The organism is Arthrobacter sp. sptzw32 (assembly GCF_059089735.1).
On the sequence record NZ_JBNHEZ010000002.1, the window covers coordinates 29423 to 51787 of the forward strand.

At 66.0% G+C, this 22365-nt stretch carries 19 protein-coding genes, 2 tRNA genes and 1 riboswitch; of the genes, 19 read left to right on the forward strand and 2 right to left on the reverse strand.

Going from position 1 to position 22365, the window contains the following annotated elements; genetic code table 11:
- The first annotated feature begins 1 nt into the window (after position 1).
- Genes AC5RVN_RS03610 through ndk form a run of 3 tightly spaced genes read left to right on the forward strand, consistent with a single transcriptional unit; the run spans position 2 to position 2305 of the window.
- Positions 2–1360 carry a bifunctional folylpolyglutamate synthase/dihydrofolate synthase gene (locus AC5RVN_RS03610; RefSeq protein WP_494039892.1) on the forward strand — a complete coding sequence of 453 codons (1359 nt, stop codon included), beginning with the start codon at positions 2–4 and terminating at the stop codon, positions 1358–1360.
- Between the two features lie 3 nt (positions 1361–1363).
- The gene (locus AC5RVN_RS03615; protein ID WP_494137111.1) at positions 1364–1831 is read left to right on the forward strand and encodes a DUF4233 domain-containing protein; all 468 of its coding nucleotides are present in this window, start codon (positions 1364–1366) and stop codon (positions 1829–1831) included.
- Positions 1832–1885: 54 nt separating this feature from the next.
- Entirely contained in the window at positions 1886–2305 is a 420-nt protein-coding gene (gene ndk / locus AC5RVN_RS03620) for a nucleoside-diphosphate kinase (protein WP_494039890.1), read from the forward strand.
- A gap of 80 nt (positions 2306–2385) precedes the next feature.
- On the opposite strand, the gene AC5RVN_RS03625 is transcribed toward ndk, so the two are convergent.
- Positions 2386–3069, reverse strand: coding sequence for a vitamin K epoxide reductase family protein (locus AC5RVN_RS03625; protein ID WP_494039889.1), 684 nt, complete (start codon positions 3067–3069; stop codon positions 2386–2388).
- Between the two features lie 451 nt (positions 3070–3520).
- On the opposite strand from AC5RVN_RS03625, the gene AC5RVN_RS03630 reads away from it, so the two are divergent.
- The 13 genes from AC5RVN_RS03630 to AC5RVN_RS03690 all read left to right on the forward strand — a co-directional run bounded on the left by AC5RVN_RS03630 (position 3521) and on the right by AC5RVN_RS03690 (position 17157).
- Positions 3521–6997, forward strand: coding sequence for an Rne/Rng family ribonuclease (locus tag AC5RVN_RS03630; RefSeq protein WP_494137112.1), 3477 nt, complete (start codon positions 3521–3523; stop codon positions 6995–6997).
- 211 nt (positions 6998–7208) lie between these two features.
- Positions 7209–7306, forward strand: a riboswitch (TPP riboswitch).
- A gap of 7 nt (positions 7307–7313) precedes the next feature.
- Complete coding sequence (thiD, locus tag AC5RVN_RS03635) at positions 7314–8837, forward strand: bifunctional hydroxymethylpyrimidine kinase/phosphomethylpyrimidine kinase (protein ID WP_494137416.1); 1524 nt, start codon at positions 7314–7316, stop codon at positions 8835–8837.
- A gap of 263 nt (positions 8838–9100) precedes the next feature.
- A complete protein-coding gene (gene rplU, locus AC5RVN_RS03640; RefSeq protein WP_306639081.1) occupies positions 9101–9409 on the forward strand; it encodes a 50S ribosomal protein L21 in 309 nt (102 codons plus the stop codon).
- A 59-nt stretch (positions 9410–9468) separates the two neighbouring features.
- Positions 9469–9732 carry a 50S ribosomal protein L27 gene (gene rpmA / locus AC5RVN_RS03645; RefSeq protein WP_009372867.1) on the forward strand — a complete coding sequence of 88 codons (264 nt, stop codon included), beginning with the start codon at positions 9469–9471 and terminating at the stop codon, positions 9730–9732.
- A 116-nt stretch (positions 9733–9848) separates the two neighbouring features.
- Entirely contained in the window at positions 9849–11438 is a 1590-nt protein-coding gene (gene obgE, locus AC5RVN_RS03650; RefSeq protein ID WP_494039887.1) for a GTPase ObgE, read from the forward strand.
- Complete coding sequence (gene proB, locus AC5RVN_RS03655; RefSeq protein ID WP_494137113.1) at positions 11428–12579, forward strand: glutamate 5-kinase; 1152 nt, start codon at positions 11428–11430, stop codon at positions 12577–12579. Before obgE ends, proB begins: the two co-directional genes overlap by 11 nt.
- A 26-nt stretch (positions 12580–12605) precedes the next feature.
- Entirely contained in the window at positions 12606–13985 is a 1380-nt protein-coding gene (locus AC5RVN_RS03660; protein WP_494137114.1) for a glutamate-5-semialdehyde dehydrogenase, read from the forward strand.
- A 77-nt stretch (positions 13986–14062) separates the two neighbouring features.
- Positions 14063–14293 carry a hypothetical protein gene (locus AC5RVN_RS03665; protein WP_494039884.1) on the forward strand — a complete coding sequence of 77 codons (231 nt, stop codon included), beginning with the start codon at positions 14063–14065 and terminating at the stop codon, positions 14291–14293.
- Positions 14238–14963 (forward strand): nicotinate-nucleotide adenylyltransferase, encoded by a 726-nt coding sequence (gene nadD / locus AC5RVN_RS03670; protein WP_494039883.1) that lies wholly within the window; start codon positions 14238–14240, stop codon positions 14961–14963. Before AC5RVN_RS03665 ends, nadD begins: the two co-directional genes overlap by 56 nt.
- A gap of 7 nt (positions 14964–14970) precedes the next feature.
- Entirely contained in the window at positions 14971–16266 is a 1296-nt protein-coding gene (locus AC5RVN_RS03675) for a hypothetical protein (RefSeq protein WP_494137115.1), read from the forward strand.
- Positions 16267–16313: 47 nt separating this feature from the next.
- Positions 16314–16715 carry a ribosome silencing factor gene (gene rsfS / locus AC5RVN_RS03680; RefSeq protein WP_494137116.1) on the forward strand — a complete coding sequence of 134 codons (402 nt, stop codon included), beginning with the start codon at positions 16314–16316 and terminating at the stop codon, positions 16713–16715.
- A 113-nt stretch (positions 16716–16828) separates the two neighbouring features.
- Positions 16829–16904, forward strand: a tRNA-Ala gene (locus AC5RVN_RS03685).
- 180 nt (positions 16905–17084) lie between these two features.
- A tRNA-Ala gene (locus AC5RVN_RS03690) sits at positions 17085–17157 on the forward strand.
- Positions 17158–17244: 87 nt separating this feature from the next.
- Here the strand turns inward: AC5RVN_RS03690 and AC5RVN_RS03695 are convergent.
- Positions 17245–18561, reverse strand: a complete 1317-nt coding sequence (locus tag AC5RVN_RS03695; protein WP_494137117.1) for a class I SAM-dependent methyltransferase — start codon at positions 18559–18561, stop codon at positions 17245–17247.
- Between the two features lie 69 nt (positions 18562–18630).
- On the opposite strand from AC5RVN_RS03695, the gene AC5RVN_RS03700 reads away from it, so the two are divergent.
- The 3 genes from AC5RVN_RS03700 (at position 18631) to AC5RVN_RS03710 (ending at position 22312) form a co-directional block, all read left to right on the forward strand.
- The gene (locus tag AC5RVN_RS03700; protein ID WP_494137118.1) at positions 18631–19713 is read left to right on the forward strand and encodes an FAD-dependent oxidoreductase; all 1083 of its coding nucleotides are present in this window, start codon (positions 18631–18633) and stop codon (positions 19711–19713) included.
- 50 nt (positions 19714–19763) lie between these two features.
- Positions 19764–20918 carry a class I SAM-dependent methyltransferase gene (locus tag AC5RVN_RS03705; RefSeq protein ID WP_494039878.1) on the forward strand — a complete coding sequence of 385 codons (1155 nt, stop codon included), beginning with the start codon at positions 19764–19766 and terminating at the stop codon, positions 20916–20918.
- 191 nt (positions 20919–21109) lie between these two features.
- Positions 21110–22312, forward strand: a complete 1203-nt coding sequence (locus AC5RVN_RS03710) for an ROK family transcriptional regulator (protein WP_494040143.1) — start codon at positions 21110–21112, stop codon at positions 22310–22312.
- Positions 22313–22365: the final 53 nt, after the last annotated feature.

Consider the following 22365-nt stretch of genomic DNA (forward strand, 5'->3'; position numbering starts at 1 on the left):
CATGACTGACGAATTTTCCGTAGAGAGCGTCTACGCCGAACTGCTGGGCCGGGCGCCGGAAAACAAGATGGAGCCGCGGCTTGCCCCGCTGTTCCGGGCGATGGACGTGCTGGGGGAGCCGAACAAAGCGTTCCCGATCATCCACGTCACCGGGACCAACGGCAAAACGTCCACCGCCCGGATGATCGAATCGGTCCTGCGGGCCCACGGCCTGAGCACCGGACGGTACACCAGTCCGCACCTGACGAAGGTCACCGAACGGATCAGCATCGACGGCCATCCCGTCCCGGACGAGACCTTCGTCCGGATCTGGGATGAGATCCGGCCGTACCTGCAGATTGTCGACGCCGAGCTGGAGGCAGAGGGCCAGCCGCGGCTGACGTACTTCGAGTGCCTCACCATCCTTGGTTTTGCGGTCTTCGCGGACCAGCCCGTTAACGTGGCGGTCATCGAGGTGGGCCTGGGCGGCATTACGGACGCCACCAACGTGGGGGACGGGCAGGTTTCGGTGGTCACACCCATTTCGCTGGACCACACCGACCTGCTCGGGGACACCACCGAAGACATCGCCTACGAAAAGGCCGGCATCATCAAGCCCGGCGGCTACCTCGTCAGCGCCGCCCAGCCGCTGGACGCCGCCCAGGTCCTGCTGGAGAAGGCCAAGGACGTTGGCGTGCCCTTCAAGTTCGAGGGAGTGGAGTTCGGCGTCGAGTCCCGGACCGTGGCAGTCGGCGGCCAGATGGTCACCATCCAGGGCATTGCCGGCCGCTACCCGGACTTGCTGGTGCCGCTCCACGGGGCACACCAGGCGCAGAACGCAGCAGTTGCCGTTGCAGCGCTGGAAGCGTTTTTCGGCGGCGAAAAGGAACTTGGGTTCGACGTGCTCCAGGAGGGCTTCGCGGAGGTCACTTCGCCCGGCCGGCTTGAGGTGGTCCGCACAGCGCCCACCATCGTGGTGGACGCCGCCCACAACCCCGACGGCGTCAAAGTTTCCGCGGCTGCCCTTCAGGAGGCCTTTACCTTCACCAGGCTTGTCCCGGTGGTGGGCATCCTCAAGGAGAAGGACGCCGAAGAGATTTTGCGCCAGCTCAAGGAATCCCTGGGCGGGATGGCGGAGGAGTTCTGCTTTACGCAGTCCAATTCACCGCGCGCCGTGCCGGCAGCCGAACTGGCCGAGCTCGCCATCGATCTCGGCTTCGGCGAAGACAACGTGCACGTAGCGGAGAAACTCGATGACGCCCTGGAGTGGGCTGTGGAACGCGCCGAAGCGAACGACGACCTTTCCGGCGGCGTTCTGGTCACAGGCTCCATCACACTGGTGGCCGAGGCCCGCATCCTGCTCGGGAAGACGGAGGCATAGCCGATGGCGAAGCTGACCAAAGCCCAGCGCGAATGGCGGCCGGGCATGCCCAGGAAGCGGCGCTCCACCAAAATGATGTTCGCGTCCACCGTGCTGCTCCTGGAAGCCTTTGTTATGTTCTTCGCCACCCTGGCGGTGTTCGGGCTTCGCCGCGGGGAGTTCCCGCCCGCACTCATCCTCGGGGTGGGAATCGGCCTGAGCGTGCTGATGATTGTGGCCTGCGCCTTCCTCACCAAACCGTGGGGCATTGGGCTTGGCTGGATCCTGCAGCTTGTCCTGATCCTCACCGGCATCTTCGAGCCTGCCATGTTCCTGGTGGGTGCCCTGTTCGCAGCAGCCTGGTGGTACGGGATCCGTACCGGAATCCGGCTGGACCGGGAAGCCGGTGAAAGGGCCCGCGAGCAGGCGGCCTGGGAAGCGGCCCATCCGGAAGAGTCCGCGGGGCCCGGCCAGCAGCCCCCGTCCCCGTAAACAAAGTCACCGTAGACTTGACCCGAAAACCTCTACCAACGCATTGGAGCAGTTGTGACTACTGAGCGCACCCTCGTCCTGATCAAGCCCGACGGCGTCGCCCGCAACCTCACCGGGGCCATCCTGGCCCGGATCGAAGCCAAGGGCTACACCCTGGCGGAGCTGAAGAAGGTGGAGGCATCCCGTGAGCTGCTGGAGCAGCACTACGAGGAACACGTGGGCAAGCCCTTCTACGAGCCGCTGGTCGAGTTCATGCTCTCCGGTCCGGTGGTAGCAGCCATCTTCGAAGGCCACCGCGTCGTCGAAGGCTTCCGCGCCCTGGCCGGCACCACTGACCCCACTACGGCCGCCCCCGGCACCATCCGCGGGGACTTCGGCCGCGACTGGGGCGTGAAGGTCCAGCAGAACCTGGTGCACGGCTCCGACTCCACGGACTCTGCCGAGCGCGAGATCAAGATCTGGTTCCAGGGCTAACAGTCCGGGACGACAGATAAGGCCGATGTTCTTCGCGAACATCGGCCTTATCTGTCACCTCGCTTGGCTGGGCTGCAGCGTCAGAAGCCCGAAGTTCCGGCGAAAACCTGGATGAAGGCGAAGAAGATGGTGGCAATGACCGCCACGTAGAGCAGTGCGGTGATAATCCACCCGGAATCGCCCAGGATCCGGGCCGCGTTGGCCGGCACCGGAATAACCCCGGCGGTGATGTTCCGGATTGTCACCCAGACGAACAGGGGAATCATCGCCGCCCAAACGATCATGCAGAACGGGCACAGCACGTGGATGTCGTAAAGGGCCTGCGACCACAGCCACACCACAAAGACAAAGCCGAGCGTGACGCCTGCCTGCAGTCCTGCCCAGAACCAGCGGGCAAAGGTGGCTCCGGCCAGCAGTCCCATGCCCACCGTGATAACTACGGCGAACGCGACGATCCCGATGAACATATTGGGGAAACCGAACAGAGAGCTCTGCCAGGTCTGCATCACCTGGCCGCAGGAGATCCAGGGATTTACGTCGCACACGGTGGTGTGGTTGGGGTCCTGAAGCACTGCAAGCTTTTCCAGGACCAGGGTCCCCGAGGCGAGCCAGCCGATGACTCCTGTGATGACCAGCAGCCAGCCGAAGGGCTTGTTCCGTGTCATCGCCGGCACAGCACCTGCTGTCCTCCCGGCCGGGTCCGCGTCCTGGTTCAGGCTCCGTTCCTGTGCAGGGGTGCTGCTGAGGGGGGAGATGCTGGGCATTGGTGTGGCGTCCTTTTCATCCGGTGCTCCTTGCCTGATTGTAACGCCGGAGGCTGGAAGGAAGGTCCAGGCGGACGGGAACAGCCGGCGGATCCGGTGCTGCCTCCGACGTGATTTAGTCCGGGTATGAGAGAATGATGGTGGCTGGAAGCCGATCCACATTCGGACTCCGGTCCGGTGGCTTGTTCCCAAGACCGCCAATGACGAGCAGGGCAGGCATCGGTCTCACCGACGCAGTCTCCCGCGACTCCATTGCGCGGCACCTGGTTGTGGCACGTAGAACAACGGGTTTCAGAACATCCCACCGGCCCCCACGGGCTGCCGCACCCCACTGCCGGTGCGAACCTGGGGGTATCCACTTGACTTCTGTCAACGCCTGCGGGTCTTGACAATATGTGCCCCAATGGGTGCCGGATGTGGCGGTACGTCAGGGGCAGGAGTGTTGCCACATATGGATAATGAACAAGTTTCAGCCGTTAACGACGAAGCATCGGCCGCGGAGGCAGACGCTGCCCCCAAAAAGGCTACGAGGACCCGCCGGAAGGCCGCTCCCAAAGCCGAGGCCCTGACTCCGCCAACGGACCTTCCCGCAGAGGGCGCCGCCAGCGCTGACCCTTCCGCAGCTGCCGCCGTCGAAGTGGAAGCGGGTGTTGTGGAATCCGGCGCTCCGGAGGCCAAAGCTCCCGTCCGGCGGACGCGTGCCCGGAAAAAGGTAGAAGCAGCGGAACCGCTCCCCGCCTTCGCCGAAGACGCAGAACCCGAATCAGCAGCCGATAACTCCACGCCGGACACCGGTGCTGATGCCGGTGCAAGCGCCGGGACCCCTGGGCTCGACGCCGCGGAGCCGGCCGCCGAAGTCGTTGAAACGAAGCCCGTCCGGCGCCGCCGGGTTGCCACGCGCAAGACCTCCGCGCCTGCCGTCGCAGTGGAACCCCCAGCCGCAGCGGCAGAGCCGGCAGGGGAACCCGCCGCTACCCAGTCACCCGCAGATCTCCCGGCAGCCGTAACTCCGGCCGGCGCTGCTGAGGCAGCCGCCGCAGTGCCCGCAGCAGCAGTCCGGCCGAACGCACTAGAGGCCCCTGCAGAAGAAGCTGCAGAAGAGCCAGCCCCCGAACCGGAGGCCGCACAGGCTGCTCCCAACATTGAGGCACCGCAGGCAGCCACCGCGGAAACGGCGCCCGCGGCTCCTTCCAGCCCCTTCGGTTCCCTTTTCATGGAACCCGCTTCCCCCACCTCCGTGCTGTTCCAGGCGCCGGACCTGAGCACCGTGGTGCGTCCGGCTCCCGCAGTAGCGGAAGAGGTTGGAGAGGACGACGCCGAGGACGGCGATGCGGAAGACGCCAACGGCCGCCGCAGGCGCCGGGGACGGGGCCGCCGCGGCCGCAGCCGCCTCGGAGAGCGGGAAGCCGACACCGACCTCGAAGGCAGCGAAGATGTTGACGGAGATGTCCCGGACGACGCCGACGAGGAGTCCGCGGGACAGGTGGAGGAAGGCGTCACGTCCCGCCGCCGCCGCCGCCGTCGCCGTGGCGACCAGGACCTCGAATTGACGGGTGGGGGAGACGACGATCCGCCCAACACGGTTACCCGCGTGCGCGCACCGCGCGCCGTGACTGAACCGGCCGTCAGTAACCGCGTCACCAGCGTCAAGGGATCCACCCGGCTGGAGGCGAAGAAGCAGCGCCGGCGCGAGTCGCGTGACACCGGCCGCCGCCGCACCGTCATTACCGAGGCCGAATTCCTTGCCCGCCGCGAGTCTGTCGACCGGCAGATGATTGTGCGCCAGCGCGACGACAGAATCCAGATCGCCGTCCTCGAAGACGGCGTCCTGGCCGAGCATTTTGTGTCGAAGACCCAGCAGGATTCCCTGATCGGCAACGTCTACCTCGGCAAGGTCCAGAACGTGCTGCCTTCCATGGAAGCCGCCTTCGTGGACATCGGGCGCGGCCGGAACGCCGTCCTTTACGCCGGTGAGGTGAACTGGGAAGCCGTCAACCTCGAGGGCAAGCAGCGCCGTATCGAAAATGCGCTCAAGTCCGGTGATACCGTGCTGGTCCAGGTGACCAAGGACCCCGTGGGACACAAGGGCGCACGCCTGACCAGCCAGATCTCACTCCCCGGCCGCTACCTGGTGTTCGTGCCCGGCGGTTCCATGACCGGCATCTCGCGCAAACTGCCCGACGTAGAACGCAACCGCCTCAAGCGCATCCTCAAGGACCGGCTCCCGGAGCAGGCGGGCGTCATTGTCCGCACCGCCGCCGAGGGAGCGTCCGAGGAAGAGCTGACACACGACATCAACCGCCTGCGCGCGCAGTGGGAAGGCATCGAAAGCCAGTCGAAGTCCACCAAGATCCTTGCTCCTGAGCTGCTGTACGGCGAACCGGACCTCACCATCAAGGTGGTCCGTGACGTCTTCAACGAAGACTTCTCCAAGCTGATCGTTTCGGGCGAGGAAGCCTGGGACACCATCGAGGCGTACGTCACCTATGTGGCGCCGGACCTGGTGGGACGCCTCGAAAAGTGGACCAAGGACCAGGACATCTTCGCTGCCTGGCGCATTGACGAGCAGATCCACAAGGCGCTGGAGCGGAAGGTCTTCCTCCCGTCCGGCGGTTCGCTGGTGATCGACCGCACCGAAGCCATGACCGTGGTGGACGTCAACACCGGCAAGTTCACCGGCAGCGGCGGCAACCTCGAAGAGACGGTGACCAAAAACAACCTCGAGGCTGCTGAGGAAGTGGTCCGCCAGCTCCGCCTCCGCGACATCGGCGGCATCATCGTCATCGACTTCATCGACATGGTCCTTGAATCCAACCGCGACCTCGTTCTGCGCCGCATGGTGGAATGCCTGGGACGCGACCGCACCAAGCACCAGGTTGCCGAAGTGACCTCCCTTGGCCTGGTGCAGATGACGCGAAAGCGGATGGGCACCGGACTCCTGGAAGTCTTCGGCGAGCAGTGCGAAGCGTGCGCCGGCCGCGGCGTCGTCACCCATGACGACCCCGTTGAGCACCGGCGGGCCAACATCGTGGCCGCCGAACACCACGTCCAGCGGACCGACAGCCGGCCGGAACCCCGCAGCGAAGGCCACCGCAATGACGCCCCGCGCATCGACAGCAGCCAGGCCGGCGTGCGTCCGGACCGGAAGCGGCGGCGGGGCCGTGGCGGCCAGCAGCCCGAGGTTGCCCCCGCGCCTGCCGTGCCCGTCCACACAGTCCAGCCCGACCCCTCTGACGCTGAGCGGCACGCGAAGGCGGAAGCCACCCGGCTGGCCCTTGCCAACATCGCCGCCGCCGCGCATGCAGCCCACTTGCACGACGACGAAGTGGCCGCAGCCAGGCAGGCTGCCGCGGACCATTCCGCGCCCGCCCCTGCCCCGGCTCCCGCAGTGGAAACAAACCGCGACGACGATGCGCGCCCGGCCGCCGTGCTGACCTTCGGCGGCGAGAAGGTGGTGCTGCCGTTCGTTGACCATGCTGAGGAGCAGCCGCAGAAGCCCGCACTGACCCTGGACCGGCTTGCCGAAGCGTTCGCCCACCTGGGCCAGCCGGCGCCCGCACAAGCGGAGCCTGAGCAGACCGAACCGGAGCAGAAACCGGCGGAGCGCGTGGAGCCGGTACAGCCGGCCCGCGTGCCTGCTGCAGCCGCTGCCGGGGAACCGGCGAAGGACTACACGGACCACACGCTGGAGCAGTCCCGGCAACGGCGCCCGCGGCGCAACCGCAGTGCCAGCCGTGCCCAGGGAGCAGCCAACGAAACCTCCGTGCAGCATCACGAAAGCGTGACGGCAGCCAGCACAGGGCATACCCACGAGGCAAAGGCTCCGGCGCCGGCCGGTGACGGCGGTGCCGGCCTTGAAAAAGCGTCAACAAAGCCCGCAGAGGCGCCCATCATCCTGGGCGTAGGCGTACCGGCCTCGGAGCTCTAGCCGGAGCGCTCACGGGCACGTACCGGCGCGTTTCAACAAGTCCCCGTTCAGTGGACAAAACCCCAGGAATTTCCAGGGGATTTGTCCACTGGGCGGGGACTTTTGCGTGCAGGGCCCGCAGGGCGGGATGCGGAGCTGCGCGCCATCAGCGTGCGGCTTCGGGTCGCAATGTGTCACCTTCAGCCTGGGGCGGGCAAAAAAGCTAGGCTGGGGAACCGACACGGGGTGCCGCGCAGAGAGCCGGCTGAGATTCAGACCCGTTGAACCTGTCCGGTTAGCACCGGCGAAGGGATGTCCTTTGTCTACGACTCTTGTAATGCCCGCAGCCACCCCTGGACCCGCCACTGCGGCGCCGGCATTGCCGGGCCGGCAGGTACCCAGGGTCCTGTCCATCGCCGGCTCGGATCCTTCCGGCGGTGCCGGTATCCAGGCGGATTTGAAAAGCATCGCGGCCCTCGGGGGGTACGGGATGGCAGCCATCACTGCCCTCACAGCCCAGAACACGCACGGAGTAAGGTCCGTTCACGTGCCCCCTGCAGCATTCCTGGCAGAGCAACTCGACGCCATCAGCGACGACATCACCATCGACGCCGTGAAAATCGGAATGCTCGGCAACGCCGACGTCATTGGAACGGTGGCGCAGTGGCTGCAGAAGGTGCGGCCCGCCGTCGTGGTCCTGGACCCAGTGATGGTTGCCACCAGCGGCGACCGGCTCCTGCACGAGTCTGCCGAAACGGTCCTGCGCGAACTCCTGCCGCTGGCACACCTCATCACCCCCAACCTCGCGGAGCTCGCCATGCTTGTGGGCGGGCAGTTGCAGGACAGCTGGGCCGGTGCGCTGGACCAGGGCCGCGCCCTCGCAGCCGCCAGCGGCGCAACCGTACTGGTCAAGGGCGGCCACCTGGACGGCAACGAGTGCCCGGACGCGCTGGTCAACACCCGGGGCCTGCTGTCCCATGAAGTGGTGGAGGTGCCAGGGGAGCGGCTTGCAACGACGAACAGCCACGGCACAGGCTGTTCGTTGTCCTCTGCAATGGCCACCGCCCAGGCGCGGCTGGGGGACTGGGAAGCGTCACTCCGGGAAGCCAAGCCGTGGCTCGCCGGCGCCCTCAAGGCCTCGGGAACCCTGGAGGTGGGGACAGGCAACGGGCCCGTGCATCATTTCCACCACCTGCAGCCGGTGCCGGCGGAAGGCAGCTTCGCGGCGCAGCTGCGGCGTGAGGCGCAGCCGGACCTGGAGGATATCTATGCCCTCGGCTTCATCCGCGACCTGGCTACGGGCAGCCTTCAGGAGCACCAGTTTGAGTACTACCTCGCGCAGGATGCCCTCTACCTCAACGGCTATTCACGGGTTCTGGCAAGGGCGAGTTCGCTGGCGCCCACCGAGGCGGAGCAACTGTTTTGGGCTGCTTCGGCCGGGCAGTGCCTGGAGGTCGAGTCGGAGCTTCACCGCTCCTGGCTGGGCGCGCGCTCGGTCCTGCCCCGGCTCGGCCCCGTCACCAAGTCCTACGTTGACCACCTGACGGCGGCCTCGGCGTCGGGCAGTTATGCGGTCCTCGCGGCGGCAGTCCTGCCCTGCTTCTGGCTGTACGCCGAGGTAGGCGCCACGCTCCACGCCCAGTTTGTTGCCGCCGGTGAACCTTCCGCGCACCCTTACGCGGAGTGGCTGCGCACCTATGCCGACGAAGACTTCGCCGCCGCCACCCGCAGGGCCATTGCCATAGTGGATGAAGCGGGACGCAGGGCCTCCGCTGCCGAGTGGGCCGCCATGATCACGGCATTCAAGCAGTCCTGCCGCCTGGAAGTGGACTTCTTCGACGCGCCGCGCCTCCATGCCTGACACCGTGGCCGCGGCCTTGCCGGTAGTATGGTGGGGCACGGTCCCGAGGCCGGGATTCAGCAGTGGTACTTATCACAGCCAGCCCGCCGGAACCAGCCTCATTTGCGGCCGAAGCCAAAATTAGCGTATTCTGGATCTTCGGTGCTTACGCCAACACTTGGGTTATGACCCCACGGCGTTGAGGCACAGCGAGAAACCAGGCTTTTATTGGCCGGTTCCGCACGCAAATTTTGTAATAAACGTCGAGAGAAGTGAGTTCCCAAGTGGTGTACGCGATTGTCCGCGCAGGCGGCCGCCAAGAGAAGGTTTCCGTTGGAGACTTCGTTACCCTTAACCGCGTCGCCGGTGGAGCTGGCAGCACTATCCAGCTGCCCGCACTGCTCCTGGTTGATGGTGACAAGGTCACCACCGCCGCTGCTGACCTGGCCAAGGTAACTGTTACGGCTGAGATCCTGAACGACCTCCGTGGTCCGAAGATTGTGATCCAGAAGTTCAAGAACAAGACCGGTTACAAGAAGCGCCAGGGTCACCGCCAGGAACTGACCAAGGTCAAGATCACTGGTATCCAGTAACCTTCGTTACTGTTCAGGTTTTTCAGCAGATCCCCAGAATTTAGAGGCAGGCATTTCAAATGGCACATAAAAAGGGCGCGAGCTCCACTCGCAACGGTCGTGATTCCAACGCTCAGTACCTCGGCGTGAAGCGCTTCGGCGGCCAAGTCGTCTCCGCAGGCGAGATCATCGTCCGCCAGCGTGGCACCCACTTCCACCCGGGCGCCGGCGTTGGCCGTGGCGGCGACGACACCCTGTTCGCACTGACCCCGGGAGCCGTTGAATTCGGCACCCGCCGCGGTCGTCGCGTCGTCAACATCGTTGCTGCTGCAGCTGCAGAGTAACAAACAGTTCTGAAGCGGTGGAGCGGGCCAGTTGGCCCGCTCCACTGTTCTTTTAACCGCATTACAATCGTCTTGGCGCCCCGCGGCGTCCAGGAAACAGCATTGAGGAGAACCACGTGGCCAGCTTTGTAGACCGGGTAGTACTGCACGTATCCGGCGGTGCCGGCGGTCACGGATGCGTCTCCGTCCACCGCGAAAAGTTCAAGCCGCTTGGCGGTCCCGACGGCGGCAACGGCGGCAATGGCGGCGACGTGATCCTTCGCGTTGACCACCAGACCACTACCCTCCTTGACTACCACCACGCACCCCACCGCCACGCCACCAACGGTGGCCCGGGCATGGGTGACTGGCGTGGCGGCAAGAACGGCGAAACCCTGATACTCCCCGTCCCTGACGGCACCGTGGTCAAATCCAAGGACGGCACGGTTCTCGCGGACCTCGTTGGTGAAGGCGCCGAATACGTAGCCGCAGCAGGGGGCATCGGCGGCCTCGGCAACGCCGCGCTCTCATCACAAAAGCGCAAAGCTCCCGGGTTCGCCCTGCTCGGTATCGAGGGCGAGTCCAGCGACATCGTCCTGGAGCTTAAGTCGATCGCCGATATCGCCCTGGTGGGCTTCCCGTCCGCCGGCAAGTCCAGCCTCATCGCCGCCATGTCCGCCGCCCGGCCTAAAATTGCTGACTATCCTTTCACCACGCTGGTTCCCAACCTCGGCGTGGTCCAGGCCGGTGACGTGCGCTTCACCATCGCCGACGTTCCTGGCCTCATCGAAGGCGCCAGTGAAGGCAGGGGACTGGGCCACCACTTCCTGCGCCATGTTGAGCGCTGCGCCGCACTGGTCCACGTCCTTGACTGTGGCACCCTCGAGTCGGACCGGGACCCACTCGCCGACCTCGCGATCATTGAGGCCGAACTGGAAAAGTACGCCGTGGACATGAGCTACGCCGGGCAGGACGGGGAAGTTGTTCCGCTGAATCACCGCCCCCGCCTGGTGGCGTTGAACAAAGTGGACCTGCCCGACGGCAAGGACATGGCCGAGTTCGTCCGCCCGGAACTCGAATCCCGCGGCTACCAGGTGTTCGAGGTGTCGGCCACCAGCCATGAGGGCCTCCGCCAGCTCGGCTTCGCCATGGCCGGCATCGTTAAAGCTGCCCGCGAGGCAGTGGCCGCCGCGCCGCCCAAGGTCCAGCCGGCCGTGTTGCGGCCCCGGGCCGTGAATGAATCCGGATTCAGGATCCGCCGCGAGGAAAAGGGCCTGGAGCCGCTGTTCCGCGTCCTGGGAGAGAAGCCGGAGCGCTGGGTCAAGCAGACGGACTTCACCAACGAGGAAGCCATCGGCTACCTGGCCGACCGGCTGGCCAAGCTCGGTGTGGAGACGGAGTTGTTCAAGCAGGGCGCCAAGCCCGGCGACACCGTGGTGATCGGCGGGGACGACGGCGTCGTCTTCGACTGGGAACCCACCATGATGGCGGGCGCGGAACTCCTGGCCTCTCCCCGCGGCACCGACATCCGTTTTGCCGACATCGGTGACCGTCCCACGCGCGGCCAGAAGCGCGAAGAGCAGCAGGAACGCAAGGATGCCAAGGCCGCCGCCCGCGCCGAGCTGGAAGCGGAACGCAAGGCCGGCATCTGGACCGAGTCCGTCAGCAGCCGCAGGGTGGCCAAGCCCCTCAAGGAGAGTGGACTGGACGCAGGCGATGAGTTCTAAGGCCGGGGCTGCGGAACCGCTCACCCGGTCCGTAGACAGGAGCGTCCTTGCGAACGCCGGCCGCGTTGTGGTCAAGGTGGGCTCGTCGTCACTGACAAGCATCAAGGGCGGCATCTCCGAGGAGTCCCTGACGGCCTTGGCGGACGCCCTGGCCGCCAAGCGGAATGCGGGGACCGAGATCATCCTCGTCTCCTCCGGCGCCATTGCCGCCGGCCTGGCTCCGCTGGGCCTTGCCAAGCGTCCCCGCGATCTCGCCACGCAGCAGGCAGCGGCGAGTGTTGGGCAGGGCCTGCTGATGGCCCGCTATACCCAGGCCTTCGGTGCACACGGTGTCACCGTCAGCCAGGTCCTGCTCACCGCCGAGGACCTGATGCGGCGCAGCCAGCACACCAATGCGTTCCGCGCCCTGGACCGGCTGCTCAACCTTGGCGTGGTCCCGGTGGTCAATGAAAATGACACTGTAGCCACGCACGAAATCCGGTTCGGCGACAACGACCGCCTCGCAGCCCTGGTGGCCCACCTGGTGCGCGCGGACGCGCTGGTGCTGCTCTCCGACGTCGACTCCCTGTACGACGGACCGCCCTCGCTCGGTGCCAAGAGGATTCCGCTCGTGGAAGGCCCCCACGACCTTGACGGCGTGTCCATCGGCAAGACCGGCAAAGCCGGTGTTGGTACCGGCGGGATGCTGACCAAGGTGGAGGCTGCGTCCATGGCCGCCGGCTCCGGCATCCACGCCCTGGTCACATCCACCCCCAACGCCGCTGCCGCGCTGAACGGCGAAGACGTGGGCACGTGGTTTACGGTCAACGGGGCCCGCAAACCGGTCCGTCTGTTGTGGCTGGCTCACGTGGCGTCCGTCCAGGGCCGCCTGGTGCTGGACGACGGCGCCGTCAGAGCTGTGCGCCATCACCGCACATCGCTGCTGCCCGCTGGAATCTCTGCCGTGCACGGTGATTTTGAAGCCGGCGACGCCGTCGAGATCGCCAGTGCCGACGGCACCGTGGTTGCCCGCGGACTCGTCAACTACTCCGCGGCCGAGCTGCCCCAGATGCTGGGCAGGTCCACCAGGGACCTCGGTGAGACTTTGGGCAGCGGCTATGACCGCGAAGTTGTTCATGTAGATGACCTCGTGCTGGTGTGAGCCCCGGGCTCGCCTAAACTTGGAGCATGACTGAAGCCCTGATCCACCAGACCGCTGAAAACTCCGGAGACACTGCTGCGCCTGCCGGTGCGCCGTCCGTCGAGTTCCCCGCAGCATCGGTCCCGGCTGACGTTCCGTTTTCTTCCGGTGACGTTGAGGCAGCAGTGCACGCCGTCGCAGACCGTTCCCGCCACGCAGCGCGGAGGATGGCCATGGCCAACCGGGCCTGGAAGGACCGGGCCCTTCGCGCCGTGGGCACTGCACTGCAGGAGGGCACCGCCGCCATCCTCTCTGCGAATGCCGCGGACGTCGCAGCTGGAAAGGCCAACGGCACCTCCGCCGCCATGCTGGACCGGCTTACCCTCACAGAAACCCGGATTGCGGGACTCGTGGCCGCCCTCGATAACCTGGCCGGCCTGCCGGATCCGGTGGGCAACGTGGTCCGAGGGCAGACCCTGCCGAACGGGCTGCGCCTTCGGCAGGTTAACGTACCCATGGGCGTGGTGGCGGCCATCTACGAGGCGCGGCCGAACGTCACGGTGGACATTGCCGGCCTGGCCCTCAAGAGCGGCAACGCCGTTATCCTTCGGGGCGGCAGTGCGGCCCAGGCCACCAATGAAGTGCTGGTCCGTATCCTGCGCGAGGCACTCGAATCGGTGGGCCTGCCTGCCGACGCCGTCCAGACAGTTGACCAGTACGGCCGTGCCGGCGCCAATGTCCTGATGCGCGCCCGCGGCAGGGTGGACGTGCTCATTCCCCGCGGCGGCCGCGAGCTCATCCAGACTGTGGTCACCAACTCCGCTGTTCCCGTTATCGAGACGGGGGAGGGGAATGTGCATATCTTCATTGACGAGTCCGCCAGCGAAGACATGGCCGTGGAGATCCTGCTGAACGCCAAAACCCAGAGGCCCAGCGTGTGCAATACGGTCGAGACGCTGCTGGTCCACTCCGGGTCAACGGTCCTGCCTGCCGTTGCCGCCGCCCTCAGCAAGGCCGGCGTCCGGCTGCACGCCGACGAGCGTGTCAGGGCATCCCTTCCCGCTTCGATCGCGTCCGAACCTGCCACTGACGAGGACTGGGCCACCGAGTACATGGACCTTGACCTCGCTGTTGCCATGGTGGACAGCATGGACGAGGCCGTGAAGCACATCCGCACCTGGTCAACGGGGCACACCGAGGCGATCCTCACCAACGACCTCGCCAACGCGGAGCGGTTCATTGCCGAAGTGGATTCCGCCGCCGTCATCGTCAACGCCTCCACCAGGTTCACCGACGGCGGGGAGCTTGGCCTGGGTGCCGAGGTGGGCATTTCCACCCAGAAGCTGCATGCACGCGGCCCGATGGGTCTGACGGAACTCACCACCACCAAGTGGATCGTTCAGGGCGAGGGCCAGATCCGCGGGTAGCAACGCGGTAACATATACCAGAAGTCAGAAACGGCGGAGCTTTCCGCTGCCACAATTGTTGAACCCAAGGGGAGAAAATGCTGTTCCAGCAGATTGCCACGACCATCGCCGAAGGCGAAGAGCACGAACTCGCCCCGCTGTGGGCTGAGCCGTGGGTCTTCGGAGTGGTGATCTTCGCCATCCTGCTGGTGATGATGTTCATCACGCTGTCCTACTCCAACCTTGGCAACCGCCATGCCGCAACGGAGGAGCATGCGGATCCGCACCGCCAGCACCCCAACAAGCACGACCACGGGCAGGGCCACTAACATTTCCCGCGCACTTCACCATAACGGTGCCAACGGCAGGTTGCGCCTGGGCGTCATGGGCGGGACGTTTGATCCCATCCATCACGGCCACCTGGTGGCAGCCAGTGAAGTGGCTGCCGAGTTTGATCTGGACGAGGTGGTCTTTGTTCCCACCGGCCAGCCCTGGCAGAAGTCCCACAAACAGGTCAGCGAGCCTGAGCACCGCTATCTCATGACTGTCATCGCCACGGCGTCCAACCCGCGCTTTACCGTCAGCCGCGTGGATGTTGACCGGCCTGGACCCACCTACACCATCGACACGCTGCGGGACCTCCGGGCCCAGCGCCCGGACGCGGATCTCTTCTTCATCACCGGCGCCGATGCGCTGGCGCAGATCCTGTCCTGGAAGGACATCGACGAGTTGTGGTCACTGGCCCACTTTGTGGGAGTGACCAGGCCGGGGCATGTGCTCGACGGCATGGGCCGCAGCGACGTCAGTTTGCTTGAGGTGCCCGCAATGGCCATTTCTTCCACCGATTGCCGCACCCGCGTGGCGGACAACAATCCGGTGTGGTACCTCGTGCCGGACGGGGTTGTCCAGTACATCGCCAAGTATGGTCTTTACCTGGACGGCACGGCGGGTGCCAGTGCTCCAATCTCCGAAGCAAGCGAACCAGCCAGCACTGAATGAGTTCTCTATGAGTCAGGAACAGCCCCCCATCCGCAGCCGCCGGGAACTCCGGAAGGCCAGGGACGCGCAACAGTCATCCGTGTCCACCGCCACGGACGAGCTTTCGCCTGCCCAAAAGAACCCGGCTCCCAACCGTCCCGCCCCGGGCACCGCAGCCACGGCTCCTGAACAGACGCACACCCAGCGCTCTTCGCAAATCCGCGCGCGGGACCGCGCGGCACTGCGCACCATCAAGGAACTGGAAGAAAAAGAGGGTCAGCTGGCAGCGGGAGGGCAGCCCACCCGGCGTCAGCTTCGCCTGCAGCAGCTCAAGGAACAGGCGCTTACCAGTGCCAACCCGATCGTTGCCCCGGCCGTGCCGGATGGTTCAGAGGGCAAGGCTCCCGCAGCCCCCGCCGCCGCCGCCAGGAACAAGGCAGGGGAGCAGGACCCGCAAGAGCCAAAGGGCAAGCCTTTCCCAGGCGGTGCTTCCGTTGGAACCGCCGCGCCTGCACTGGCGCCAGTAGCCCCGGATGGGATGACCGTCGAACAGGCCTTGGCAGCCAGGTCACTGATCGCAGAGCAGGCCAAAAACCAGATCGCGAAGATGCAGCACATCGCCTCGCTGGATCCGGAAGCCGTGGATCCGGAGATCCTGGCGGAGCAGATCGCCCTGGCGGAACGTGCGGCCGTGATGAACCGGCGTGCCATGGCCAAGCAGAAGCTTGCCGAACAGACCGGCATACCGGCCCCCGCCACCGACTCGCCCAAAGACCCCGCGCCCCGGCAGCAAGGACCGAAGCCGGCCCCCGTTCCGGCGCAGCGGCCGGCTCCCTCGGCCGCCAGCAACCTGGCGATGGTCACCCCTCTGGAATTCGTCCAGGTGCCGGGCGTCGACCGGCCAGTCATGAAGCCACCGGCCACGAGCCACGTTCCGGTCACCACACGCCCCGGGACGAAAGTGGTGCCGTCCGGCACCAGGAAGCGGCGTCCCGCGGGCGGTGACCGTCCGGCCTCGTCCGACGCGGGACCAGGCCGTTCGCAGGTATTAGCCCGGGCAGAGGCTGCGGCGAAGGCAGCAGTTCTGTCCAAGCCTGCGGTCCTGGCGCCGGCAGTGGTGGCAGAGAACCACATCGGGAGTGCCGTCGAGGACCTGCCCCGTGTGCCCGCCCGGCAGGCCCACGGGCTGGATCCGCTGGACGCGGCAACGGCAGGAATGGCGCGGGCCACCCGGAACCGCATCCTTCAGTTCTCTGTCCTTGCCTTCGGGATCCTGGCCCTCATCGCCGGCATCCTCCTGATCATCAGCGGAATGTCCCGCTGACCGGCGCTGCCGGCACCACAAGCTTTCAAAACCAACAAGGAGTCCGCGTGACTGCATCAGATACATCCATCACCACAGCCCGCACTGCCGCCAAGGCAGCTGCGGACAAGATTGCCCAGGACATCGTGGCTCTGGACGTGAGTGAACGCCTCGCCCTGGCAGATGTTTTCCTCATTGCCTCCGCCCCCAGTGAGCGGCAGGTCAACGCCATCGTTGATGGAATTGAAGAGGAACTTGCCAAGCAGGATTTGCGGCCTGTCCGGCGCGAAGGCCGTTCCGGCGGCCGGTGGGTCCTGCTCGACTACTCGGACATCGTCATTCACGTCCAGCATGAAGAAGACCGCGTCTTCTATGCGCTGGAGCGCCTGTGGAAGGACTGCCCCGTGGTGGACCTGCAGCTGGGAGACGACGCTTCGGCGAAGGCTGCTGCTTCCACAGACTCGGAGTAGGCACGCAGACCGGCCGAATATGCCCGATTTGGAATTTTCGGAATTGCTGTTCTAAGATATTTGAGTTGCTCCGGCGAACACCGGAAGAAAAGCTCTTTGAGCGGCAATAATTCGGGGCTGTGGCGCAGCTGGTAGCGCACCTGCATGGCATGCAGGGGGTCAGGGGTTCGAGTCCCCTCAGCTCCACCAATAATCCGCCGGGATCACAGGATCCCGGCGGATTTGTGTTTAACCGCCCGGGAAGCGGCTGGTTCGGCCTGCTACCAAGCGCGGAAACGGTTGAAGGTGCCGATTGGCGCGCAGCAGCAAAGTGCATTAAGCTGATCAGGTTGCTTCGGCGGGAACCCTCCCACTGCGGCAGCAAGATCCGGGGCTGTGGCGCAGCTGGTAGCGCACCTGCATGGCATGCAGGGGGTCAGGGGTTCGAGTCCCCTCAGCTCCACCGGTCATCCTCCTTTCAGGAGGAAAAAGGAACCACCCGTGCGGGTGGTTCCTTTTCTGCTTCCGGGGACGTTACAGGTCCGAACCGCTACAGCCACTGCCTGCGCCGCAGGGGCGGCTGGTCCCCGCCTGGCCGCTGGACAAGGACCTGGTTAACTCCCGTCAGATTGTTTTCAAACCCCAGCGCGCTGGAAGCCATATACAGCCGCCACACCCGGGCCCGCCCTGGGCTGGTCAGTTGTACCGCCTGGTCCCAGTGCTCTTCCAGCCGGTGGACCCATGCCCGCAGGGTGAGAGCGTAATGCCGGCGCAGGGCCTCCACGTCCAGAATCTCGAAGCCTGCAGCTTCCAGGGCGGCGGACATTTCGCTGAGGCTGATCATCTCACCGTCGGGGAATACGTAGCGGGGGATAAAGGAGTCCGGGTCCGGCGCGGTGGGCCCGGCGTTCCAGGAGATGGCGTGGTTAAGCAGTCGGCCGCCAGGGCAAAGCAGCTCGAACAATGCCGCGGTGTAGCGTGGCATTTCTGTCCGTCCCACGTGTTCGGACATCCCTATAGAGCTGATGGCGTCATAGGGCCCGTCCTGGACATCCCGATAGTCCTGCACCCGGATGTCCACTCTTTCGGTGAGGCCGGCCTCTGCCGCACGTTTGCGGGCCATGATGGCCTGTTCCTGGGACAAGGTAACACCCACCACGGTCACGCCGTACTTTGCGGCAGCGTGCAGGGCAAAGCTGCCCCAGCCACAGCCGACATCCAGCACGCGCATTCCGGGCTTGAGCCCCAGCTTGCGGCACACCAGGTCCAGCTTTGCCTCCTGGGCGGCGTCCAGGCCTCGGGCAAGGCGGTCCCCTGCGGGGGTCAGTCCGTCCTCCTCTTCAGGCCACACAGCGCAGGAGTAGACCATCGAGGCTCCCAGGACCATTGCGTAAAAGTCATTGCCGACGTCGTAGTGGTGGGAGATGGCCGCGGAGTCCCGGCGCCGTGAGTGGAGCCTGCCCTTTCGGGCGATCCGCGCCTCTTCCGGCGGGGGGGCGGGGTTGGCGCCGATTGCCCCCAATCTGACGGCCGTCCGGAGCAGTGTCCAGAGTTCCCCGGCGGTGAGCGGCTTGAAGGGCCCTGGCTGAGCGAACTTCCCGGCGGAGCTCAAAGCGGTGAAGGCGGCAAATACGTCGCCGGGCGCATCAATGTCGCCGGAAACGTAGGCACGGCTGAGGCCCAACTGGCCTGGGGACCAAAGCATCCGCCGCAGGGCTCGCCGGGACCGGAACTCCAGCAGCGGCGCTCCTTCCGGCCCGGCCTCCGAGCCGTCCCATGCGCGCAGGCGGAGCGGTATTCCTTCCGTGCCCAGCACGATGGCCAGGGCTTTCGCGAGTCGTGCGGCGTTCCCTTTGCTGGTGGTCATGGCAGTCCTCCCTATGTCCTTTGGGGCCAAGACTAAGGCAGGCACGCCCTGCACGACTATCATGGGTGGGTGAATCCTGCCCGCGCCGACGTTGTTGTCATCGGCGCGGGCCAGGCAGGTCTTTCCGCCGCCTATCACCTCCAGCGCCGGCGGCTGGAGTTCGTAGTGCTCGACGCCGAGGAAGGTCCCGGCGGGGCATGGCGGCACCGCTGGAAAAGCCTCCGGATGGCCACCGTCAACGGCATCAGCGACCTCCCCGGCATCGCCAAGCCAGCGGTGGATCCGAGGGAACCGAGCTCTGAGTTCCTGACGCGTTACTTCCGCGCCTACGAGGAGGAACTGGGCCTGTACGTCCAGCGTCCGGTCAAGGTGGGGTCGGTCAGCCGCGAGGACCGGGACCCCGCCGGCAGGCTGTTGGTTGCCACCTCTGCCGGCATCTGGAGTGCAGCGGCGGTCATTAACGCCACCGGCACCTGGACCCGGCCGTTCTGGCCCGTCTATCCCGGGCAGTCCACGTTTCGGGGCAGGCAGCTCCATGTGGCCGGCTATGTCTCTGCCGAAGAGTTCGCCGGCAAGCATGTGATCGTGGTTGGCGGCGGAATCTCTGCAGTCGGCCTCCTGGACGAAATATCCCGCGTCACCTCCACCAGCTGGTTCACCCGGCGGGAGCCGGTGTGGCGGGAGGCGGAATTCGACGCGAAGGCCGGCCACGACGCAGTGGCACTGGTCGAAGAGCGGGTGCGCCAGGGCCTGCCCCCGCAAAGCGTGGTGTCAGTAACCGGGCTGATCCGGACACCGGCCCTGCGTGCGGCTGCGGCACGCGGTGCCCTCAACCGGCAACCGATGTTTGCAGCGATTGAACGCGACGGCGTCCGCCTGGCCAGCGGGGGCTTCCTGGCAGCAGACGTCATCCTGTGGGCCACCGGCTTCCGGGCCGAACTCGAGCACCTTGCCCCGCTGCACCTTCGCGGACCGGGCGGCGGCATCGTGATGGACGGAACCCGGGTGGCAGCCGAGCCGCGCGTCCATCTCGTGGGCTACGGGCCGTCGTCGTCAACCATCGGCGCCAACCGGGCGGGCCGCGCAGCAGTCGCTTCCATCCTCAAACTGCCGGGAGTCCGGCCTGCTGCCGGGACGGTAAATTGGGGCTGATGGCGGGAGCAGGGCACACATTGCAGACGGGACAAGGCGGCAGGAACCTGGTGGCACTACAAACTCTTGAGGACGTCTTTGCGGTGCTTCGGCGGCGGCCGGATGTTGACGCGCCCAACCTGCAGGCCTGGGATGCCACAGACCGCCTGCTGCTTGATTCGGCAGCGGAACACGTGTCCGCCGGAAGCAGACTGACCGTCATCGGCGATCGCTACGGTGCCCTGACCCTGGGTGCCTACGCAGTGCTCAGCCCCGCTGTGCTGCGCGTGCACCAGGACCTCATCACCGGCGAGCAGGCGCTCCGCCTGAATGCCGCGGAGGTGCTGGAGGCCGGGACCGAAAGCGGCCTCCCGTTCCTCCAGCTGCCCCTCGGGCGCGAGCTTCTGGAGGGTGCAGAAGCTGTTGTGCTGCAGCTGCCCAAGACCCTTGCAGAGCTGGATGAAATTGCGGCCTCAGTGGCCCGCTACGCTTCCCCCGACGTGGTGCTGCTGGCCGGGGGCCGTGTAAAGCACATGTCCCTTGGCATGAATGCGGTCCTGGAGCGTCACTTCAAGTCCGTCACGCCGCAGCTCGCCCGGCAGAAGTCCCGGGTGATTGTCGCCGCCGGGCCTCAGGGGAGCGAAGGCCCGGAACACTTTCCCGTCATCGAAAACCTGGCAGAAATCGATCTCGACGTTGCCGCCCATGGTGCGGTCTTTGCCGGGCCAAAGCTGGATATCGGCACCCGGTTCCTGCTGACGTTCCTGCCGTCCATGCGGCCCGCCCAGCACGCCGTGGACCTCGGCTGCGGCACCGGAATACTTGCGGCAATGTACGCCCGGCAGCATCCCGGTTCCACAGTAACCGCCACAGACCAGTCAGCCGCCGCCGTCGCCTCCGCCCTGGCAACTGCCCGCGCAAACGGCCTCGCGGGACGGATCCGTGCTGTGCAGGATGACGCCATGGGCACTATGCCGGACGGGAGCGCGGACCTGATCCTGCTCAATCCGCCGTTCCACGTGGGCGCCGGCGTCCATGCCGGGGCGGGCCTGAAGCTGATCGAAGCAGCAGGGCGCGTGCTGGCCCCCGGTGGCGAGCTGTGGACCGTCTACAACCGCCACCTTGCGTACCTGCCCGCGCTTGAGCGGCGCGTCGGGCCCACCGTCGTGAAAGGCCAAAACCCCAAGTTCACGGTGACCGTAAGCACCCGCCGCATACCGCGTTGACCATGCCTGAATCCTGAGCAGCCCGAAGGGATGGCCAGCCAAAGGTGCGCCGCGCTGTCGGCCGGTCCTATGGGTCTGCGCCGATGGGTAACGTACGATTCAAGCATCAGCATCTATGTGCCGGACACGAAGGGGACGCCGTGACTGAGATCCGCCAACCCTCACCACGACGCGGCACCAACCTGCCCAGGATGGGGGACTTCAACCTCACGGTGATCCTGGACGCCATCCGCAGGACTGCCGGGGGGCTCAGCAGGGTGGAGCTCGCCCAGATCGTCGGGCTTTCGCCGCAGACCATCTCCAACATCTCCCGGCGCCTCCTGGACCAGAACCTTATTGTCGAAGCCGGCAAGGAGGGCAGCGGTCCCGGCAAGCCCCGCACCATCCTCCGCCTCAACCCCGGCGGCATGTTCGCCGTTGGCGTCCACCTCGACCCTGCCGTGACCACCCTGGTGGTCCTGGACCTGGTGGGCGCCGTGGTGCAGCACTCGCGGATCAAGACGCCCGGCGGAAACGATCCCGGCTCCGTCATTGCCACCATCGCTGCCGAGATCTCCCAGCTCGTCGCGGATTCCGGTGTGGACACGGACAGGATTGCCGGCCTTGGCGTGGCGGCTCCGGGCCCCATCGACCTGGACAACGGCACGGTGGTTGACCCGCCGCTCCTCCCGGGCTGGGACAGGGTGGAACTGCGCAACGCGCTTTCGGAAGCCACCGGCTACTCGGTCCTCATGGACAAGGACGTCACCAGCGCGGCAGTGGCGGAAACCTGGGCAGGCGGTCCGAGCGGGGCCGGCAGCTTCATCTTTATGTACATGGGCACCGGCATCGGGTGCGGGATCGTCCTGAACGACGAGGTGGTCCGGGGCACGTCCGGCAACGCCGGCGAAATCGGGCACATCGTGGTGGACCCGGACGGCCCGCCCTGCGACTGCGGCCTCCGCGGCTGCGTAAAGTCCTCCTGCATCCCGCAGGTGCTGGTGGCCGAGGCCGAAGCCGCCGGTATCCTGGACGGCTCGCGGTCCGGCAACAGCGGCGCAGAAATCCAGCAAAGTTTTTCCGCGCTGTGCGACCTTGCCGACGCAGGAAACGAACAGGCGCTGGCCATCATCGACAAGTCCGCGGTGCGGGTGGCACGGGCGGCTTCGGTGGTGACCAACACGTTGGACGTGGAGCGGGTAGTGTTCGGCGGGCCATTCTGGAGCCGCCTCGCCGAACGGTATCTCGACAAGATTCCTGCCTTGCTCGATGCCAACAGCGACACCCGGCTGATCCATCCCATCGAGGTGGTGGGGACCGGGGTGGGCGAGGATGTTGGCGCCATCGGCGCAGCATCCCTGGTGCTGGAACATACCCTTGCCCCCCGCGCCCAGAGGCTTCTGCTGGAGAGCTGAAACGGTGCCCTTGCCTGGGGCTGGGCACCGATCTAGCATTTGCGTATTGCCGC

Bases quoted from the DNA above. Each gene is read 5' to 3' on its own strand.
- AC5RVN_RS03610 (WP_494039892.1), top strand. From the start codon at position 2: ATGACTGACGAATTTTCCGTAGAGAGCGTCTACGCCGAACTGCTGGGC.
- AC5RVN_RS03615 (WP_494137111.1), top strand. From the start codon at position 1,364: ATGGCGAAGCTGACCAAAGCCCAGCGCGAATGGCGGCCGGGCATGCCC.
- AC5RVN_RS03625 (WP_494039889.1), bottom strand. From the start codon at position 3,069: ATGCCCAGCATCTCCCCCCTCAGCAGCACCCCTGCACAGGAACGGAGC.
- AC5RVN_RS03630 (WP_494137112.1), top strand. From the start codon at position 3,521: ATGGATAATGAACAAGTTTCAGCCGTTAACGACGAAGCATCGGCCGCG.
- thiD (WP_494137416.1), top strand. From the start codon at position 7,314: ATGCCCGCAGCCACCCCTGGACCCGCCACTGCGGCGCCGGCATTGCCG.
- rpmA (WP_009372867.1), top strand. From the start codon at position 9,469: ATGGCACATAAAAAGGGCGCGAGCTCCACTCGCAACGGTCGTGATTCC.
- proB (WP_494137113.1), top strand. From the start codon at position 11,428: ATGAGTTCTAAGGCCGGGGCTGCGGAACCGCTCACCCGGTCCGTAGAC.
- AC5RVN_RS03660 (WP_494137114.1), top strand. From the start codon at position 12,606: ATGACTGAAGCCCTGATCCACCAGACCGCTGAAAACTCCGGAGACACT.
- AC5RVN_RS03665 (WP_494039884.1), top strand. From the start codon at position 14,063: ATGCTGTTCCAGCAGATTGCCACGACCATCGCCGAAGGCGAAGAGCAC.
- nadD (WP_494039883.1), top strand. From the start codon at position 14,238: ATGCGGATCCGCACCGCCAGCACCCCAACAAGCACGACCACGGGCAGG.
- AC5RVN_RS03675 (WP_494137115.1), top strand. From the start codon at position 14,971: ATGAGTCAGGAACAGCCCCCCATCCGCAGCCGCCGGGAACTCCGGAAG.
- AC5RVN_RS03695 (WP_494137117.1), bottom strand. From the start codon at position 18,561: ATGACCACCAGCAAAGGGAACGCCGCACGACTCGCGAAAGCCCTGGCC.
- AC5RVN_RS03710 (WP_494040143.1), top strand. From the start codon at position 21,110: ATGGGGGACTTCAACCTCACGGTGATCCTGGACGCCATCCGCAGGACT.